Source organism: Streptomyces yerevanensis (assembly GCF_000716805.1).
GTDB classification, from domain to species: Bacteria; Actinomycetota; Actinomycetes; order Streptomycetales; family Streptomycetaceae; genus Streptomyces; species Streptomyces flaveus.
In genome coordinates, this window is record NZ_JNWJ01000013.1 from 68,712 (window position 1) to 86,844 (window position 18,133).

Below are 18,133 nucleotides of genomic sequence, written 5' to 3' on the forward strand. Positions count from 1 at the left end.
TCCTGCCGGCTCTTCGTATGCTCAGGGCATGACCGACACCCTTGATCCCGAGGACCGCAAGATCGTCACCCTGGCCCGTTCCGCGCGGGCGCGCAACGGTGTGCCCGAGGGGGCGGCAGTACGGGACGAGACCGGGCGTACGTACGTCGCCGGGACCGTCGCCCTGGACTCCCTGCGGCTCAGTGCCCTGCAGACCGCGGTCGCCATGGCCGTGGCGTCGGGGGCGAAGTCGCTGGAGGCGGCGGCGGTGGTGAGCGAGGCGGAGTCCCTGGCGGACGGCGACCTTGCGGCTGTGCGGGACCTTGGCGGGGCCTCCACGCCGGTGTTGCTGGCGGGGGTGGACGGGGCGGTACGGGTGTCGGCGACGGCTGGGTGAGGGGTTTTCCTCCCCCAAGCCCGCCCCTTCCCGAAGCCAAGGGCTCCGCCCTCAGAACCCCAGCTTCCGCAGCTGCCGAGGATCCCGCTGCCAGTCCTTCGCGACCTTCACATGGAGGTCGAGGAAGACCGGCGTACCCAGCAGCGCCTCGATCTGCTTGCGTGACTTGATGCCGACTTCCTTCAGACGCTTGCCCTTGGGGCCGATGATGATGCCCTTCTGGCTGGGGCGCTCGATGTAGACGAAGGCGTGGATGTCGAGGAGAGGCCGGTCGGCGGGCCGGTCCTCGCGGGGCAGCATCTCCTCGACCACGACCGCGATGGAGTGGGGCAGCTCGTCGCGTACGCCCTCCAGGGCGGCCTCGCGGATCAGCTCGGCCACCATGACCTGCTCGGGCTCGTCCGTGAGGTCGCCCTCCGGATACAGGGCGGGCCCCTCCGGCAGCAGAGGCACGATCAGATCGGCGAGCAGATCCACCTGCTTGTCCGCGACCGCCGACACCGGCACGATCTCCGCCCACTCGAAGCCGAGTTCCTTGCCGAGCAGGTCGATGGCGATGAGTTGCTCGGCGAGAGTCTTCCCGTCCACCAGGTCGGTCTTCGTGACGATCGCGATCTTCGGCGTCTTCTTGATCGACGCCAGTTCCTTGGCGATGAAACGGTCGCCCGGCCCCAGCTTCTCGTTCGCCGGCAGACAGAAGCCGATCACGTCGACCTCGGCCCAGGTGGTGCGGACGATGTCGTTGAGCCGCTCACCGAGCAGGGTGCGCGGCTTGTGCAGCCCTGGGGTGTCCACCAGGATCAGCTGCGCGTCCGGCCGGTGCACGATGCCCCGTACCGTGTGCCGCGTGGTCTGCGGCTGGTTGGCGGTGATCGCCACCTTCTGGCCGACCAGAGCGTTCGTGAGGGTGGACTTGCCCGCGTTCGGGCGGCCCACGAAGCAGGCGAAGCCCGCGCGATGGGTGGCCCCCGAGGATTCCGGCGGCTCGGATGACTGGGTACGAACGCTCATGCCGCCCATTGTCCCTGATCATCGGAGTCCTGCCGCACGTGCTCACGTTCGGATGCCCGGACCTCCACGTCCGAAGCCTCACGGGCCTTACGGTGCACGCCGCGACCACTTACGATCACGGGTTCATGAAGCTCATCATCGCGATCATCAAGCCGTACCGCCTCGACGAGGTCAAGACCGCGCTCCAGGAGCTCGGCGTCCAAGGCCTGACCGTCACGGAGGCCAGCGGCTACGGGCGTCAGCGCGGACACACCGAGGTGTACCGAGGGGCCGAGTACCAGGTCGACCTCGTCCCCAAGGTCCGTATCGAGGTCGTCGTCGACGACGCGGACGCCGACGCCGTCACCGACGCGATCGTCCAGGCGGCGCGGACGGGGAAGATCGGCGACGGCAAGGTGTGGATGTTGCCGGTGGAGACGGTGGTGCGGGTACGGACGGGGGAGCGCGGCCCGGATGCGCTCTGAAGCGCCGCGTCATCGGCATCTCGCCGGCTGATCGGTGCCGTCTGCGCGCGGACGGCACCGATCACCACGTACGGAGTTGTGCGGGGCGTACGTAACTTGCTGTGGGGCTTGGGCTTACTCGAACACGAACGGGCCGGGCGACTGTGGTGCCTGGGCGGTGCACGTGATGCCGATCCCGATGACCGTCAGATCCAGGGAGCCGCCGAACGTCTCAAGGCTGTCCCCGGCGGCGACCGTGCCGGTCAGGGGCCCGACGGTGACCCCCTCACCGGCGGCTATCGCGGGGTTCTCGGTGCCGGTGAACGTGGTGGTGCCGCCGCTCGCCTTCACCAGGGTGAGCGAGGCCTGGATGGAGTCCTCGCCGAGGGCGATCGGCGAGGTGATCTCGGTGGAGCTGACGGTGATGGTGGCGGAGGTGCCGTCCTGCGTGGCGGTGAGGGTGGCCTCGCCGCCGCCGAGGAGGCTGCATTCCGCGTTGATGGTCGCCGACTGCGGGACCACCGCGGCGGCGCTGGGGGCCAGGACGAAGCCGGTCATTGCGAGGGTGCCGGCCGCGACGGCCGCACCGATTCCGATCCGCTTGCGTCTCATGAATTCCCTTTCCTTGGTGGGGAGTTGCCATGTGGGAACGGTTGACGGACCGCCCACGGGTGGGGCGCGAAATGCTGCGCGGGTGTCAGATCTGACGGTCCGTCGGAAAGAGCCGAGGTCTATTGAGGCCTGAGTGGCGCGTGTTGGCAAGAGATGCGGAAGGGATTCTTCCGATGGTTGGAGGAAGTGGCCGAAGGCAGTCGACGATTGCCCGGAAACGGGCTCTGTCTCAGGACTGTGTGCGCAGTACGTCCCGCAGCCACCCGTACGACGCCTTCGGTGTCCGCTCCAGCGTGTCGAAGTCCACGTGCACCAGCCCAAACCGGCGTGCGTAGCCTTCCGCCCACTCGAAGTTGTCCAGCAGCGACCACACGAAGTACCCGCGTACGTCGACGCCCGCCTCCAACGCCCGGTGCAGCGCCCGGAGATGGCCGTTCAGGAACGCGATCCGCTCCTGGTCGTCGATCCCCTCGTACGAGCAGCCGTTCTCGGTGATGACGATGGGCGGGAGGCGGTCGCCGTAGCGGTCACGGAAGCTGGTCAGCAGCTCCGTCAGCCCTTCCGGGGCCACGGGCCAGCCGAAGTCGGTGACCGGGTATCCCTCGATCTCCCTTACGGAGAAGGGGAGTTCGGCCGGAAGTGTGAAGCCGCCGAACTGGATGTCGGCGCCCTGAGGTGCGCCCACCCTGGTCGGTGCGTAGTAGTTGATGCCGTACCAGTCCAGCGGCTCGGCGATCACCTTCAGGTCGGCGTCGACGTCCCCCGGCATCAACTCGCCCAGTCCTTCCGGGTATTGGCCCAGCAGGACGGGGTCGGCGAACAGCCGGTTGAGGAGCAGGTCGTAGAAACCGGCGGCCTCCACATCGGCTGCCTCGTCGGACGCGGGCCACGTCGGGCCGTGCGAGTTGGCGATCCCGATGTCCGCGACTCCGGCCGCGCGCAGGGCCCGTACGGCCAGACCGTGGGCCAACAGTTGGTGATGGGCGGCGGGGAGGGCGTCGAACATCAGCTGCCTGCCGGGCGCGTGGGTGCCGAGGGCGTGGCCCAACAGGGTGTGTTCGGCGGGCTCGTTGAGGGTGATCCACTTGGTGATCCGGTCACCGAGGCGTTCGGCGACGACGGCGGCGTACTCGGCGAAACGCTCGGCGGTGTCCCGGTTCAGCCAGCCGCCTTCCTTGTCCACGGCGAGCGGCAGATCCCAGTGGAAGAGCGTCGGAACGGGTCGTATGCCCGCCGCCACCAGCTCGTCCACCAGCCGGTCGTAGAAGTCGAGGCCGCCGGGGGAGAGTGCGCGGGGCCAGGAGATCGAGAAGCGGTACGCGCCCACGCCCAGGTCGCGCAGGAGGGCCACGTCCTCGGGGTAGCGGTGGTAGTGGTCGCAGGCCACCGCGGCCGTCGAGCCGTCCTTGATCCGCCCCGGCTCCTCCGTGAAGGCGTCCCACACGGAGGGCTCGCGCTTGTCCGCGGCTCCCTCGATCTGGTGGGCCGAGGTGGATACGCCCCAGAGGAAGTCGGCCGGGAACTGGGGTATCGGGTTCGTCCCGCCGCGCGTGTCAGTCGCCATGCACCGGATCATCCTTACCGGCGGTAACGGAAGTCAACAGTCCAGCGTGAACTGCCCGTTACGCGCCCTCCTTCAACACCCTTGAAATCAGCTTCCGTTGCTCCTCCGTCAAGCGGGGATCCGAGCAGTACACCGTCTTCTCGTCGACGGTGATCTGGTAGCTGAAGCCGTCCGGCACGCCGATCGGGGGCGTCTGACGGCCGGCGGCGACGGCCTGCTTCGCCAAGTCGTGCCACTCCTGGGCATCGGCCCGCCCCGCCGTCTCCACCGAGGCGTGACGGTCGATGCCCGCGAATCCGCCTGTGCGCTTCACCTGGATACGCATGCTTCCTGTCTAGTACGAAAGCGCCCGCCCGGCCACTCCGGGTCCGCGCCCGCGCCCCGTGCTCAGGCCGTGAGCACCCCGACCTGCTCCCACGCCTTCGTGACGGCCTGGAGTTCCTCACCCTCGCCGTACGTGGCGCGGGCCTGCGCCAGGGTCAGGTTCGCGAAGTCGGAGAAGTTCGCCTCGGAGTCCAGCTCGCCGCCGGTCAGTACGTCGTACCAGATCTGCCCCGCACGCTCCCAGGCGTTGCCGCCGAGGGTGGTCGCGGTGAGGTAGAAGGCGTGGTTGGGGATGCCGGAGTTGATGTGGACGCCGCCGTTGTCGCGACCCGTCTGCACATAGTCGTCCATCGTCGCGGGCTGCGGGTCCTTGCCGAGCACATCGTCGTCGTACGCCGTGCCCGGCTCCTTCATGGAACGCAGCGCCTTGCCGGTGACGCGCGGCGCGAGCAGGCCCGCGCCGATCAGCCAGTCGGCGTCGGCGGCACTCTGGCCGAGCGTGTACTGCTTGATCAGCGAGCCGAAGACGTCCGACATCGACTCGTTCAGGGCGCCCGGCTGGCCGAAGTAGGTGAGGTTCGCGGTGTACTGCGTGACACCGTGGGCGAGTTCATGGCCGATGACGTCGACGGGGATCGTGAAGTCGAGGAAGATCTCGCCGTCACCGTCGCCGAAGACCATCTGTTCGCCGTTCCAGAAGGCGTTGTTGTAGTCCTCGCCGAAGTGCACGGTCGCGCTCAGCGGCAGGCCCTCGCCGTTGATCGAGTTGCGCTCGTACGCCTTCAGGAACAGGTCGAAGGTCGCGCCGAGGCCGGCGTACGCGCGGTTGACCGTGGCGTCCTTGCCGGGCTTGTCGCCCTCGCCGCGGACCTTTTTGCCGGGGAGGTCCTGCTTGTGTTTGGCGTCGTGGATGGTGCGGTTCGGCTGGTCGGCGAGGGCCTCCGGCGGGGCGAGGGCGGGGGCGCCGATGACCGTGGTCAGGCGGCGGTGGGTGCGCTCCAGGGCGTCGCGCTCCAAGGTGCGGCGGGCGGGGCCCGCGAGCGCGGGGTCCTCGGACCGGGCGAGGGTGTCGAGGACGTGGGGCGGCACGATGGTGCAGAAGGTGGGCTCGAAGCCACGGTTCGCGGTCATGACCGCACCTTTGCACTGAGTGCTTTTGGTGTCACTAGGCGCAACCATGATTGGTGAAACGTGGGGATATGGGCGCCGTGGGGGTTACTCGTTGTGTTATGGCCGCGGGTTCGTTGTGGCTTGTCGCGACCCGCGGCGGAGCCGCATATGTCACAGCCCCGCGCCCCTGACGGGGTCGCTTCAGTGGACCCTTGTGACCTTGTGCACCTTTTGTGTCGGATTCCTCCGTGGTCCCGCATACTGATACACGCCCCCCGAGTGGAGCGTGACTCGGCTAGCATGCCGAACATCATGCGTTTCGGGCTGCTTCTCCTTAGCTGCCGCGGCGAGGGCCTGTAGTCGAGGCCGACCCCCTCCCCGCGGAGTCTGGCGTTGCGCCGTCGGCCGTCCTTCCGGACACCACGAGGAGCCCACGCATCATGGCGAACCGCCAGCAGCCCACGTCCATGCCGATCCACAAGTACCGCCCGTACGACCAGGTCGACATCCCCGACCGCACGTGGCCGGACAACCGGATCACCGTCGCCCCCCGCTGGCTCTCCACGGACCTGCGCGACGGCAACCAGGCCCTGATCGACCCCATGTCGCCCGCCCGCAAGCGCGAGATGTTCGATCTGCTGGTGAGGATGGGCTACAAGGAGATCGAGGTCGGGTTCCCCGCCTCCGGGCAGACCGACTTCGACTTCGTACGCTCGATCATCGAGGAAGAGGGCGCGATCCCCGATGACGTCACGATCTCCGTACTGACCCAGGCCCGCGAGGACCTGATCGAGCGGACCGTCGAGTCCCTGGTCGGCGCCAAGCGCGCCACCGTGCACCTCTACAACGCCACGGCGCCCGTGTTCCGCCGGGTCGTCTTCCGTGGCTCCAAGGACCAGATCAAGCAGATCGCCGTCGACGGTACGCGGCTGGTGATGGAGTACGCCGAGAAGCTGCTGGACGAGCGGACCACCTTCGGCTACCAGTACAGCCCCGAGATCTTCACCGACACCGAGCTGGACTTCGCCCTGGAGGTCTGCGAGGCCGTCATGGACGTATGGCAGCCGGGCCCGGACCGCGAGATCATCCTCAACCTGCCTGCCACCGTGGAGCGTTCGACCCCGTCCACGCACGCGGACCGCTTCGAGTGGATGAGCCGCAACCTCTCCCGCCGCGAGTACGTCTGCCTGTCCGTGCACCCGCACAACGACCGCGGTACGGCCGTCGCCGCCGCCGAGCTGGCGCTGATGGCCGGCGCCGACCGCATCGAGGGCTGCCTGTTCGGGCAGGGCGAGCGCACCGGCAACGTCGACCTGGTCACGCTGGGCATGAACCTGTTCTCGCAGGGCGTCGACCCGCAGATCGACTTCTCCAACATCGACGAGGTCCGGCGCACCGCCGAGTACTGCAACCAGATGGAGGTCCACGCCCGCCACCCGTACGTCGGCGACCTCGTCTACACCTCCTTCTCCGGCTCCCACCAGGACGCCATCAAGAAGGGCTTCGACGCCATGGAGGCGTCCGCGAAGGAGCAGGGCAAGACGGTCGACGACATCGAGTGGGCGGTCCCGTACCTGCCGATCGACCCGAAGGACGTCGGCCGCTCGTACGAGGCGGTCATCCGCGTCAACTCGCAGTCCGGCAAGGGCGGTATCGCGTACGTCCTGAAGAACGACCACAAGCTGGACCTGCCGCGCCGGATGCAGATCGAGTTCTCGAAGATCATCCAGGCGAAGACGGACGCCGAGGGCGGCGAGGTCACGCCGAAGGCCATCGGGGAGATCTTCCGGGACGAGTATCTGCCCAACGCCGAGAACGCCTGGGGCCGTATCCAGCTCAAGAACGGCCAGTCCACCACCGACAAGGACGGCGTGGACACACTGACCGTCGAGGCCGAGGTGGACGGCGTCGAGACCACCCTGGTGGGTACGGGGAACGGCCCGATCTCCGCGTTCTTCCACGCACTGCAGGGCATCGGCGTCGACGCACGCCTGCTGGACTACCAGGAGCACACGATGAGCGAGGGCGCCTCCGCGCAGGCCGCCTCGTACATCGAGGTCGCGATCGGCGACAAGGTGCTGTGGGGCATCGGCGTCGACGCGAATACGACACGCGCCTCGCTGAAGGCGGTCGTCTCCGCGGTCAACCGCGCGGCCCGATAAGCCCGTTCACCTGCCTTTCTCCGGCCCCGTCCGCCACTTCGGCGGGCGGGGCCGCCGCGCGATAACCGGCCATGTCGCACAGTGACCTCGTACGGGGTACTGACTCCGAGTCGACGATGTGGCTAACATCACGCCAGCGCGGCGATGGTGCCGCGGGGTCAGGGAGGTGCGACGTGCTGCCAGGATGGGGACGAAACGGCCGGTTTGTCCGCGCTCGCGCGCTCGGCGTTTCCCGCGTCCTGGGGACCCGTACCGCGTGGGCCGCCGTCGGCGACGGCGAGTTCTTCTGCCCCGGCTGCGGAGGCGACCGCAACTACCAGCGCCTCGCGGGCCGCCGCCGCTTCACTCTGCTCGGCATGCCGGTCCTGCCGCGCGGCGTCACCGGGCCCGTCGTGGAGTGCGCCGCCTGCCACGACCACTTCGGCGCGGACGTCCTCGACCACCCCACCACCACCCGCTTCTCCGCGATGCTGCGCGACGCCGTCCACACCGTCGCCCTCGCGATCCTGGCCGCGGGCGGCACCTGCTCCCGTACGTCCCTGGAGACGGCCGCCGACGCCGTACGCGCGGCCGGCTTCGAGGACTGCACCGAGGACCAGCTCGCCGCGCTCGTCGAAGCCCTCGCCGCCGACACCGGCCGCGTCCACGCCGGACCCTGCGGACCGGGCCTGGCCATAGAGCTCCACGAGGCACTGGACCCGCTGGCCCCGCACCTCGCCCCCACCGGTCGCGAGTCGATCCTCCTCCAGGGCGCCCGCATCGCCCTCGCCGACGGCCCGTACACCCCCGCCGAACGCGACACCCTCGCGACGGTGGGCGCGGCGCTGACGATCTGCGCGGACGATGTGAGCCGGTTGCTGGCGGCGGCGCGTACGCCGTCGTAGCCGTACTCCCCGGGGAGTAACGCGGCCCGCGTGACGCCCCTGGCAGTACCCCTCAACTCGCCCTCACGCGCGACGAATCGCCCTCCTCCCGCCGGGAGTCTGGAGAACGACCCAGACACCCCGACCGGAGGGAGGCCCGTCATATGGGGGCCGCAAAGACATCCGTACGGCGGCGGCGAGCCGTGCCCTGGCTGGTGCTCGGGCTGTGGATCGCCGTACTGGCGATCGCCTCGCCGTTCGCCGCGAAACTCGGCGACGTCCAGCGTGACCGCGCCGTCGACTATCTGCCGGCCAGTGCCGACTCCACCCAGGCCGCCAAGATCGAGGAGCGGCTGCCCGGTGGTGAGGCCACCGAAATGGTCGTCGTCTACCACCGCGACGGCGGACTGACCGCCGCCGACAAGGCCACCGCCGCCGGCCAGATCGACCGGATCGCCGACGCGTACACCCTGACCGACGAACCGGCCGGAGTGCCGTCCCGGGACGGCACCACCCTGATCTACCCGGTGGCCAGCACCGAGCCCGGTATGGACGAGAAGGCCCGGGAGGAGATGGTCATCGATGTACGGGACATCGCGCAGGGCAGCGACGGGCTGAGCGTCGACGTCGGCGGTCCGGAGGCGCTCGACACGGACGCCTCCGAGGTCTACGACTCGCTCGACGGACCGCTGCTCTACACCGCCCTCGCGGTCGTCGCGCTGCTGCTGATCCTCATCTACCGCAGCCCGTTCCTGTGGCTGCTGCCGCTCTTCGTCGCCGGTTTGGCCGACTATCTGTCGATGGGCCTCGCCTACGGGCTCAACCAGTGGTTCGGGACGTCCGTGTCCGGCCAGAGTTCCGGCATCATGACGATCCTCGTGATCGGCGCGGGGACCGACTACGCGTTGCTGCTCGTCTCCCGGTACCGGGAGGAACTGCGGCGCATCGAGCGGCCGTACGACGCCATGGTCACCGCCCTGCGCGGCTGCGGGCCCGCCGTGCTCGCCTCCTCGGGCACCGTCGCCGCCGGACTGCTGTGCCTGCTCGCCGCCGACCTCAACTCCAGCCGGGGCATGGGCCCGCTCGGCGCCCTCGGCGTGCTGTGCGCGCTGGTGGCCATGCTGACCCTGCTGCCCGCGCTGCTGGTGCTGCTGGGCCGGCGGGTGTTCTGGCCGCTGGTGCCGCGCTACGGCAGTACACCCAAGGTCCGCCGGTCGCTGTTCTCCGCGATGGGCAGCTCCGCCGGGCGACGCCCGCTGACCGTGCTTGCCGGTGGCGCCGTCCTGCTCGGGGCGCTCGCGCTGGGCACACTGAACCTGCCCGGCACCATCAAGCAGGAGGACTCCTTCACCAACAAGCCCGAAGCCGTGGCCGCCATGGAGACCCTGGCCAAGGCCTACCCCGAGCAGGGCACGCAGCCCATCAGCGTCATCGCGCCCACCGACCGCGCCGACGCCGCCCTGGCCGACATCCGCGACACGGCCGGCGTGGAGAGCGCCGAACGCGATCGCAGCGGCGACGGCTGGACCGAGATCTCCGTACTCGCCGCCGCCCCGCCGGAGTCCCCGGGCGAGACCCGCACCATCGAGGATCTGCGCGACCGGCTCGACGGCTCCTACGTCGGCGGAGTGAGCGCCGAGCAGATCGACCTGAAGGACACCAATGCGAGCGACACGAAGGTCGTCGTGCCGCTCGTCCTCGCCTCCGTACTGCTGATCCTGATCGCGCTGCTGCGCAGCCTGGTCGCCCCGCTGCTGCTGGTGGCCGCCGTGGTCGCGGTGTGGGGCGCGGCGCTCGGCATCGGCGGGCTGGTCTTCGGGCCGGTGTTCGGCTTCGAGGGCACCGACCCCGGACTCGGGCTGCTGTCCTTCGTGTTCCTCGTCGCCCTCGGCGTCGACTACGGCATCTTCCTGATGCACCGGATGCGGGAGGAGGCGTTGAAGGGCGCCGAGCCCGTGGCGGCCGCCCTCACCGCGCTGCGGACGACGGGCGGGGTCATCGCCTCCGCGGGACTGGTCCTCGCGGCCACCTTCGCGGTGCTCATCAACATGCCGCTCGTCCAACTCGTCGAGCTGGGCTTCGTCATCGCGGTGGGCGTCCTGCTCGACACCTTCCTCGTCCGCACCTACCTGGTCACCAGCGCGAGCGTCGCGCTGCGCCGCAAGGTGTGGTGGCCGGGCCGCCTCTCCCGCGAGCCCGAACCGCCAATGCCGCCGAAGGAACCCGAGCCGGTGACCGCGTCCGCCCACTGACCCGAAAGGCGCCCCTCCCTCCCGGAGGGGCGCCCTCCTCACGGAAGATGACCCTGTGCAGGCAACCACCACGGCACCTCCCCGCCTCGGCGAGCGGGTCATGGCGGCGATCAACCGCGACCCCCGCACCGCCCCGCACGGCATGCGCAACGACGCGCTGCTGGCCGGGGTGCTCGCCGTCGTCGCCATGGCCCTCGCCCTGCTCGTCAACGACGGGCTGCGGCCCGACGCGCTCGGCTGGAGCCTGCTGCTCGCCGCGCACATGCCGCTCGTGTGGCGGCGCCGCCACCCCGTGCCGGTGCTGCTCGTGGCGCTGGCCTGCATCGCTCCGTACCACGCCCTCGACAACAACCACACCGCGCCCATTCCGGCGACCATGGTGGTGCTGTACACGATCGCGGCGACCGGCACGGTGCGCCGTACGCTGCTCACCGGCACCACGGTCCTCGGCGTGACGCTGATCATGAACGCCCTCACCAACCCCGACGGGGTGGTGGAGCTCCTGCGGATCTCCGGCTGGGTCGTCGCGGTCCTCTTCATCGGCATCGACGTCCGCTACTACCGCCAGTACGTCGCCGCCATCGTCGAACGCGCCGTACGCGCCGAACGCACCCGCGAGGAGGAGGCCCGCCGCCGGGTCGCCGAGGAGCGGCTGCGCATCGCCCGCGACCTGCACGACCTGCTCGCCCACAGCATCACGCTCATCGGCGTGCAGACCTCCGTCGCCGCCCACGTCCTGACCGCCGACCCGGACCGCCTCGACCGCGAGGCCGTCGCGAAGGCGCTCGACGACATCTCCGACACCTGCCGCACCGCCCGCGGCGAACTCCGCACCACCCTGGAGGTGCTGCGCGCCGCCGAGCACGGCGACGGCCGCGGACCGCTGCCCGGCCTCGACGGCATCGCCCACCTCGCGGAGACCGCCCGCACGGCGGGAGCGAGGGTCGAGTTGACCGTACGGTCCGAGGGCGCGCCGCCCGCCGTGGGCGCCGCCGCGTACCGCATCGTGCAGGAGGCGCTGACCAACTCGGTACGGCACGGGGGACCGGGGCTTTCGATCCAGGTGCACGTGTACGAGAAGGACGGCGCCCTGCACGTCTCGGTCGCCGACGACGGCGCGGGGCCGTGCTCCACGGACACCCCCGGGTTCGGTCTCGTCGGGATGCGGGAGCGGGCGCGGAGTGTGGGCGGCACACTGGACGCCGGGCCGGGGGCCGCCGGGGGGTTCGAGGTGAGTGCCGTACTGCCTGAGCTGCCTGTACTGTCCGCGCCGCCCCCGTCACCCGCGCCGCCCCCGCCATCCATGCGTCCAGAAGAGGCCCGATGACCCTGATCCGTGTTCTGCTCGCCGACGATCAGACCCTCGTACGGTCCGCCTTCGCGATGCTCGTCGAGTCGGCCGGGGACATGGAAGTCGTGGGGCAGGCGGGTACCGGCCGGGAGGCTGTGGAGCTGGCTCGGTCGGAGCGGGCGGATCTGGTGGTGATGGACATCCGCATGCCCGACCTCGACGGCATCGAAGCGACCCGGCTCATCGCCGCCGACGAGGACCTGGCCGGCGTCAAGGTCCTGGTCCTGACGACGTACGACACCGACGAGCACATCGTCGAAGCGCTACGGGCCGGAGCCTCCGGGTTCCTCGTGAAGGACACCAAGCCCGCCGAACTCCTCGACGCCATCCGCACGGTGGCCGCCGGCGAGTCGCTCCTGTCGCCCGGCCCGACCTCGCGCCTGATCGCCCGCTTCCTGCGCGCGCCGCATGCCGTGGCTTCCGCGACGGGTGGTCCCGAGGAGCTCTCCGAGCGGGAACGCCAGGTTCTGACTTTGGTCGCGCGTGGGCTCAACAACACCGAGATCGCTGAGGCGTTGGGGTTGAGCCCGCTCACGGCGAAGACTCATGTCAGCCGGATCATGGGGAAGTTGGGGGCGCGGGATCGGGCGCAGTTGGTGATGGTGGCGTATGAGTCGGGGCTGGTGGTGCCGGGCGAGGTGTGACGGGGGCGCCTGCGGCGGGCTTCTCCCCAGCCCCGCCCCTTCCCGAAACTGGGGGCTCCGCCCCCAGACCCCCGTATCGGCCTGAACGGCCTCGTCCTCAAACGCCGGACGGGCTGGTTGTGCCTGGCCTGGGCTGGATAGCTGACCTTGCCCTTCAGGGGCGCGGGGAACTGCGCGACCAGCCACGACCGGCCCGCAGCCGACACACAACCCTTCGAGGGGGTCCAGGGGCGCAGCCCCCTTGGTTTCGGGAAGGGGCGGGTTTGGGGAAAGAAAAACCCCCTACAGCAACCCCGCCGCCGCCAAAAACTTCCCCACCCGCTCCACCTCACCCGCCGCCAACGGGACCTGCGGCTCCGCGGTCACCGGACAGTCGATGACCCCCCGCAGATACAGCGCGGCCTTGAAAGCGCCGAGTCCTGACGAACTCCCTCCCATCCGAGCCCGGTCGCCGACGTGGACCATCCCGAACAACGCACACAACCGCTCCTGCTCGGCCCGAGCCCGCTCCCAGTCCCCCTCCCGGCAGAGGCGGCAGAGGCGTACGTACCCCTGAGGATCCACGTTCGCCAACCCCGGCACCGCCCCATCCGCGCCCATCGCCAGCGCCGTGTCGACGACAAGCTCGGACCCGGTCAGCACACTGAACCCGGCCACAGCGGGATCCATACGCGCCCCCATCACAACGGCCCGGAACCCACCCTCGTCCCCACTGGAGTCCTTCAGACCGGCCAACACCCCGTCAGCGGCCAGCTCCAGCACCAACTCCGCACTCAGCTTGGTATGGACGGACACCGGAAGGTCGTACGCGAAGACCGGCACCGAAGACCGCGAAGCGATGAGGCGGTAGTGGCGGGAGATCTCCGCCGGATGCGTCCGCGTGTAGAACGGCGCCGTGACGACCACCGCATCGGCCCCCGCGTCCGTGACGTACCGGACATGATCGAGAACCCGAGGAGTCGTCATGTCGATGGCCCCCGCGAGAATGGGCAGCTGACCACCCACGTGGGCGACGACCGTTTCGACGACAAGACGCCGATGACGGTCGGTCAGGTACGCGGCTTCGGACGAGGAGCCGAGGACGAAGAGCCCGTGCACCCCGCCCTCCACCAGGTGATCGACGAGCCTGATGAGCGAGGGTACGTCCACCTCGCGGTCCGGTGTCAGGGGCGTGCAGACGGGTGGAACGACACCGGTCAGCGGGGCGGGAAGGGTCATCAAGGGCTCCCTGGTACTGCTGCTCTACGACTTCTCGATGGGGACAACAGGGGCATCGGCCATGGCGGTGGCCTCCGGAACCGCGTTGACGGCCTGCGCCACCAACTCACGAGTCGACTGCTCCTCCTCCACAGGATGATGGCAACGAAAGCGATGCCCGGGACTCGACGCGCCCGCGAAGCCGGGCATGGCCTCGGCGCACACGGAGTCGGCCTTCCAGCAGCGCGTACGGAAGGGGCAGCCGCTCGGGGGACGGGTCGCCGACGGGACGGGGCCCACCAGCGGAATCGGGTCGATCGGGTCCAGCAGCCCGGGAGTCGCGGAGAACAGCGCGCGGGTGTACGGATGCCGGGCCCGGTCCGTCACCTCGTCGGCCGGGGACTCCTCGACGATCCGTCCCAGATACATCGTGATGACGCGGTCGCTCATCCGCCGCACGGTCTGGATGTCGTGCGAGACGAAGACGAGGGCCAGGCCGAGGCGTTCCTTCAGGTCCAGGAGGAGGTTCAGGATCTGGGCGCGTACCGACACGTCCAGCGCGCTCGTCGGTTCGTCCGCCACCATCAGGTCGGGGTCGAGTGCCAACGCCCGTGCGATCGCGACGCGTTGGCGCTGGCCGCCGGAGAGCTGTCCGGGGAGCCCTTCGGCCAGTACGCGCGGCAGTCCGACGAGGGACATCAACTCCCGTACACGCTCCTCCCGTTGTCGGCCCGTGCCCCGCTTGTGTACATCGAGCGGGTCCCGCAGGATCTGCCGTACCGTCAGGCGGCGGTTCAGGGCGGTCGACGGGTCCTGGAAGATCATGCCGGTGTGGGCGCCGACCGTGGCCCGGCGCTCGGGCGGCTTCATCGTCCACAGGTCGCGGCCGCGGAAGGACACCGTCCCGGACGTCGGCTTCTGTACGCCCACCAGGACCTTGGCGAGTGTCGACTTCCCGCAGCCGGACTCGCCGACGACGCCGACCGTCTCGCCGGGCGCGATGGCGAGGTCGGCGCCGGTGAGGGCGTACACGCGATCGCGCGAGAACAGGCCGCCGGTGCGCGCCTTGTGGACGACGTGGGTGTCGGAGAGGGTGATGACGGGGCCCGCTTCAGGGCCCTGCGTCGCCTCACCGTCCCCCTTCATGGCCTCGCTCAATTCATGGCCTCGCTTTCCGTCGGCTCGGTCGTCGCCCCAGTGCTCGTGGGCAGGGGGAGCGCCGGGTGGTGGCAGGCGACCTCGTGGTGGCGGTGCGGGCCGACCAGTCGGGGCGCGGTCGTACGGCACACCTCGGTCGCCATCGGGCAGCGGTCGGCGAACCGGCAGCCCGCCGGGAAGTCGGCGGGGGAGGGGACGACGCCCTTGATCTGCATCATCCGTTCTGCCGCGCCCTCCAGGGAGAGCACGCTGCCGAGCAGCCCGCGCGTGTAGTGGTGGGAGGGCGACTCCACCAGGTCCGCCGTCACCCCCGACTCCACGATCTGGCCGCCGTACATCACCACGACCCGGTCGGTGACGTCCGCGATCAGCGCCAGGTCGTGCGAGACGAGGATCAGCGCGAAGTCCAGCTCTTCGCGCAGCCGCAGCAGCAGTTCGATGATCTGCGCCTGGACCGTGACGTCCAGGGCTGTGGTCGGCTCGTCGGCGACGATCAGCTTCGGCCGGCGGGAGAGGGCCATGGCGATCAGTACGCGCTGGCGCTGGCCGCCGGAGAGTTCGTGCGGGTAGCTGCGCAGGGTGCGTTCCGGGTCGAGGCCGACGAGTTCCAGGAGTTCGGCGCCGGTGCGCTTGCCTCCGCGCCGTATCACCTGCTTCAGCTGGGCGCGGATCGTCATCGCGGGGTTCAGGGACGACAGGGCGTCCTGGTAGATCATCGCCATGTCGTGGCCGAGGAGTTTGCGGCGTACGCGCATCGGCTCGCCGACCAACTGCCGTTGGTCGAACCGGACATGGCCGCGTACCCGGGCGCCCTTCGGTTCCAGGCCCATCACCGCGAGCGCGGTCAGCGACTTGCCGCAGCCCGACTCGCCGACCAGGCCGAGCACTTCACCGGGCTGTACGTCGAAGCTGATGCCGTCGACGATGTCCACACCTCCGTGGCGGGCATCGAAGCCGATGGCCAGGTTCTCGACGGCGAGCACCGGCTGCCCCTCGCGCAGGGGCCGGGCCCGGCTGCGCAGCCGCTGGGCCGCCTCCGTAAGGCCCGGCAGTTCGAGGACCTTGCCGCTGCCCGGCTCGGGGGCCTCCAGGCGGTCCTTCTCCACGGACGTACGCGCCGCCTCGACGTCCCGCGCGGTGGGCGCGGCCCATGCGTCCGACACGCCCTCGGAGAGGATGTTCAGCGACAGCACCGTGATCAGCATCAGCAGTCCGGGGAACACGGTCGCCCACCAGCCGCCGGTCAGCACCATGTTCTTGCCGTCCGCGATGACGCTGCCCCAGGACGGGTCCGGGGGCCGTACGCCCGCGCCGATGAACGACAGCGACGCCTCGAAGACGATGGCCTCGGCGACCTGCACGGTGCAGAACACCAGCACCGGGGCAGCGCAGTTGATGGCGACGTGCTTCAGCACGATGTGCGTGGTACGCGCCCCGATGACGCGTTCCGCGGTCACGTAGTCCTCGCCGTACTGGTCCATCACATTGGCCCGTACGACCCGTGCGATGGGCGGCGTGTAGAGGAACGCGATCGCCCCGATGAGGACCGGGATGCTGCCGCCGAACACCGCGATGAGCACGGCCGCGAGCGCGATGCCAGGGAACGCCATGATGACGTCCAGGCAGCGCATCACCGTCTCGTCGACCGCCTTGCGCGAGGTCGCCGCGATCGCGCCGAGGACCGCGCCCACGACGAGCGCGAGCCCGGTCGCACCGAGACCGATCGCCAGGGACCAGCGGGCCCCGTACATCAGCCTGCTGAGGATGTCGCGGCCCAGGCTGTCCTGGCCCATCCAGTGCTCACCGGAGGGCGCGCCCTCGCCGTGACCGTTGTCGATCAGGGTGGCCTGGTCGAGCGGGTCGTGCGGGGCGATCAGCGGTGCGAACAGGGCCGTCAGGACGACGATCCCGATCACGACGACTGCGACCCGCGACATCACGGGGAGGCGCCTGAATCCCCTCAGCCGGATACCCGGCCGGGAGAGGGCCTCGGTCATCCGCTTTCGCGACAGCGGCATCATGCTTCGGCACCCCTCAGACGCGGGTTGACCAGCAGATAGAGGATGTCGATGACGAGGTTCACGATCACGAACCCGAAGGCGGTCGTCAGGACGACGCCCTGCACGACGGCCGGGTCACCGTTCTTCACGGCGTCGATCATCAGCTTCCCCATCCCCGGCAGCGAGAAGATCGTCTCGATGACGACGGCGCCGCCGAGCAGATAGCCGACCTGGAGTCCGAGCACGGTCATCGGGTTGATCAGCGCGTTGCGCAGTACGTTCCGGCCGACCACGACCACCGGTGGCAGACCGCTGCCGACGGCCGTTCGTACGTAGTCCTTGTCCAGCTCCTCGACCACGGCGGTCCGTACGATCCGGGTGAGCTTCGCGGCGACCGGCAGCGACAGCGCGAACGCCGGCAGTGTCATGGTCTTCAGCCAGCCGCTGAACGAGTCGGCCGGGTTGACGTATCCGCTGGTCGGGAACCAGCCCAGGTCCACCGCCAGGTACTGGATCATCAGCAGCGCCAGCCAGAAGCCGGGCGCCGCGACACCGGTCAGCGAGACGACCCGGATCAGCTGGTCGGGCAGCCGGTCCCGGTAGATCGCGGCCGTGACCCCGCCGAGCAGGGACAGCACCACCGCGATGCCGAGCCCCATGAACGTCAGCTGCATGGTGAGCGGCAGCGCGGTGGTGACCTGCTCGACGACAGGCGCCCTGGTCAGCGCGCTGACGCCCATGTCACCCCGGGCCAGGTCCGCGACGAAGGCGACGTAACGCACCGGAAGCGGGTCGAGTAGCCCGTTGCGCTCCCGGAAGTCGTGCAGCTGCTCCTCGGTGGGGTTGGCGCCCTGGAAATACGCGGACGCCGGATCGCTGTCCGAGAACCGCATCACGAGAAACACGAACAGGACGATGCCGAGTACGAGCGGGACGAGCAGGGCAATGCGGCGGGCCAGAATTCTGGCGATCGCGACCACGGGTGGTTATCTCCTCGCTAATCCGGCCGGTCCGCTAATCGGGCTGGCCCCACTGAAGCCCCGTAAGGGGCGCGGGGCCGTGTCGA

Annotated in this window: 16 protein-coding genes; 7 read left to right on the forward strand and 9 right to left on the reverse strand. The window is 69.8% G+C overall.

The features are described from left to right. The first annotated feature begins 28 nt into the window (after nucleotides 1-28). Entirely contained in the window at nucleotides 29-376 is a 348-nt protein-coding gene (locus OP79_RS15810; RefSeq protein WP_033320842.1) for a cytidine/deoxycytidylate deaminase family protein, read from the forward strand. A gap of 51 nt (nucleotides 377-427) precedes the next feature. Here the strand turns inward: OP79_RS15810 and era are convergent, their stop codons facing one another. Continuing rightward, a complete protein-coding gene (gene era, locus OP79_RS15815) occupies nucleotides 428-1,396 on the reverse strand; it encodes a GTPase Era (protein WP_211270803.1) in 969 nt (322 codons plus the stop codon). Nucleotides 1,397-1,512: 116 nt separating this feature from the next. On the opposite strand from era, the gene OP79_RS15820 reads away from it, so the two are divergent. Beyond that, nucleotides 1,513-1,851 carry a P-II family nitrogen regulator gene (locus OP79_RS15820; protein ID WP_033320931.1) on the forward strand — a complete coding sequence of 113 codons (339 nt, stop codon included), beginning with the start codon at nucleotides 1,513-1,515 and terminating at the stop codon, nucleotides 1,849-1,851. Nucleotides 1,852-1,965: 114 nt separating this feature from the next. Here the strand turns inward: OP79_RS15820 and OP79_RS15825 are convergent, their stop codons facing one another. The 4 genes from OP79_RS15825 to OP79_RS15840 form a co-directional block, all read right to left on the reverse strand. After that, nucleotides 1,966-2,442 carry a hypothetical protein gene (locus OP79_RS15825; protein ID WP_033320843.1) on the reverse strand — a complete coding sequence of 159 codons (477 nt, stop codon included), beginning with the start codon at nucleotides 2,440-2,442 and terminating at the stop codon, nucleotides 1,966-1,968. A 229-nt stretch (nucleotides 2,443-2,671) separates the two neighbouring features. Beyond that, the gene (locus OP79_RS15830) at nucleotides 2,672-4,018 is read right to left on the reverse strand and encodes a GH1 family beta-glucosidase (RefSeq protein ID WP_211270804.1); all 1,347 of its coding nucleotides are present in this window, start codon (nucleotides 4,016-4,018) and stop codon (nucleotides 2,672-2,674) included. A gap of 46 nt (nucleotides 4,019-4,064) precedes the next feature. Next, nucleotides 4,065-4,331 (reverse strand): protealysin inhibitor emfourin, encoded by a 267-nt coding sequence (locus tag OP79_RS15835; RefSeq protein WP_033320845.1) that lies wholly within the window; start codon nucleotides 4,329-4,331, stop codon nucleotides 4,065-4,067. Nucleotides 4,332-4,393: 62 nt separating this feature from the next. Then, nucleotides 4,394-5,461, reverse strand: coding sequence for a M4 family metallopeptidase (locus tag OP79_RS15840; protein WP_033320846.1), 1,068 nt, complete (start codon nucleotides 5,459-5,461; stop codon nucleotides 4,394-4,396). 419 nt (nucleotides 5,462-5,880) lie between these two features. Between OP79_RS15840 and leuA the strand changes: the two genes are divergently transcribed. The 5 genes from leuA (at nucleotide 5,881) to OP79_RS15865 (ending at nucleotide 12,712) form a co-directional block, all read left to right on the forward strand. Then, a complete protein-coding gene (gene leuA, locus OP79_RS15845) occupies nucleotides 5,881-7,602 on the forward strand; it encodes a 2-isopropylmalate synthase (RefSeq protein ID WP_033320847.1) in 1,722 nt (573 codons plus the stop codon). A 173-nt stretch (nucleotides 7,603-7,775) separates the two neighbouring features. Continuing rightward, nucleotides 7,776-8,486, forward strand: coding sequence for a TerB family tellurite resistance protein (locus tag OP79_RS15850; RefSeq protein WP_033320848.1), 711 nt, complete (start codon nucleotides 7,776-7,778; stop codon nucleotides 8,484-8,486). A 143-nt stretch (nucleotides 8,487-8,629) separates the two neighbouring features. Continuing rightward, nucleotides 8,630-10,717: an MMPL family transporter gene (locus tag OP79_RS15855; RefSeq protein WP_078491812.1), complete on the forward strand. Its 2,088-nt coding sequence runs from the start codon at nucleotides 8,630-8,632 to the stop codon at nucleotides 10,715-10,717. A gap of 55 nt (nucleotides 10,718-10,772) precedes the next feature. After that, entirely contained in the window at nucleotides 10,773-12,044 is a 1,272-nt protein-coding gene (locus OP79_RS15860; RefSeq protein WP_078491813.1) for a sensor histidine kinase, read from the forward strand. Next, complete coding sequence (locus tag OP79_RS15865) at nucleotides 12,041-12,712, forward strand: response regulator transcription factor (protein WP_033320849.1); 672 nt, start codon at nucleotides 12,041-12,043, stop codon at nucleotides 12,710-12,712. The genes OP79_RS15860 and OP79_RS15865 overlap by 4 nt, the downstream gene beginning before the upstream one ends. A gap of 282 nt (nucleotides 12,713-12,994) precedes the next feature. Here OP79_RS15865 and OP79_RS15870 read toward each other — a convergent pair whose 3' ends face one another. The 4 genes from OP79_RS15870 to OP79_RS15885 are packed head-to-tail and all read right to left on the reverse strand — an operon-like array spanning nucleotide 12,995 to nucleotide 18,047. After that, a complete protein-coding gene (locus tag OP79_RS15870) occupies nucleotides 12,995-13,930 on the reverse strand; it encodes a dihydrodipicolinate synthase family protein (RefSeq protein ID WP_033320850.1) in 936 nt (311 codons plus the stop codon). A gap of 24 nt (nucleotides 13,931-13,954) precedes the next feature. Further along, nucleotides 13,955-15,055: an oligopeptide/dipeptide ABC transporter ATP-binding protein gene (locus tag OP79_RS15875; protein WP_051744689.1), complete on the reverse strand. Its 1,101-nt coding sequence runs from the start codon at nucleotides 15,053-15,055 to the stop codon at nucleotides 13,955-13,957. Between the two features lie 8 nt (nucleotides 15,056-15,063). Then, a complete protein-coding gene (locus OP79_RS15880; protein WP_106972401.1) occupies nucleotides 15,064-17,085 on the reverse strand; it encodes a dipeptide/oligopeptide/nickel ABC transporter permease/ATP-binding protein in 2,022 nt (673 codons plus the stop codon). Next, the gene (locus OP79_RS15885; RefSeq protein WP_033320852.1) at nucleotides 17,085-18,047 is read right to left on the reverse strand and encodes an ABC transporter permease; all 963 of its coding nucleotides are present in this window, start codon (nucleotides 18,045-18,047) and stop codon (nucleotides 17,085-17,087) included. Before OP79_RS15885 ends, OP79_RS15880 begins: the two co-directional genes overlap by 1 nt. Nucleotides 18,048-18,133 lie beyond the last annotated feature (86 nt).

Bases quoted from the DNA above. Each gene is read 5' to 3' on its own strand.
- leuA (WP_033320847.1), top strand. From the start codon at position 5,881: ATGGCGAACCGCCAGCAGCCCACGTCCATGCCGATCCACAAGTACCGC.
- OP79_RS15835 (WP_033320845.1), bottom strand. From the start codon at position 4,331: ATGCGTATCCAGGTGAAGCGCACAGGCGGATTCGCGGGCATCGACCGT.
- OP79_RS15855 (WP_078491812.1), top strand. From the start codon at position 8,630: ATGGGGGCCGCAAAGACATCCGTACGGCGGCGGCGAGCCGTGCCCTGG.
- OP79_RS15810 (WP_033320842.1), top strand. From the start codon at position 29: ATGACCGACACCCTTGATCCCGAGGACCGCAAGATCGTCACCCTGGCC.
- OP79_RS15825 (WP_033320843.1), bottom strand. From the start codon at position 2,442: ATGAGACGCAAGCGGATCGGAATCGGTGCGGCCGTCGCGGCCGGCACC.
- era (WP_211270803.1), bottom strand. From the start codon at position 1,396: ATGGGCGGCATGAGCGTTCGTACCCAGTCATCCGAGCCGCCGGAATCC.
- OP79_RS15865 (WP_033320849.1), top strand. From the start codon at position 12,041: ATGACCCTGATCCGTGTTCTGCTCGCCGACGATCAGACCCTCGTACGG.
- OP79_RS15875 (WP_051744689.1), bottom strand. From the start codon at position 15,055: ATGAAGGGGGACGGTGAGGCGACGCAGGGCCCTGAAGCGGGCCCCGTC.
- OP79_RS15830 (WP_211270804.1), bottom strand. From the start codon at position 4,018: ATGATCCGGTGCATGGCGACTGACACGCGCGGCGGGACGAACCCGATA.
- OP79_RS15820 (WP_033320931.1), top strand. From the start codon at position 1,513: ATGAAGCTCATCATCGCGATCATCAAGCCGTACCGCCTCGACGAGGTC.
- OP79_RS15870 (WP_033320850.1), bottom strand. From the start codon at position 13,930: ATGACCCTTCCCGCCCCGCTGACCGGTGTCGTTCCACCCGTCTGCACG.
- OP79_RS15840 (WP_033320846.1), bottom strand. From the start codon at position 5,461: ATGACCGCGAACCGTGGCTTCGAGCCCACCTTCTGCACCATCGTGCCG.
- OP79_RS15880 (WP_106972401.1), bottom strand. From the start codon at position 17,085: ATGCCGCTGTCGCGAAAGCGGATGACCGAGGCCCTCTCCCGGCCGGGT.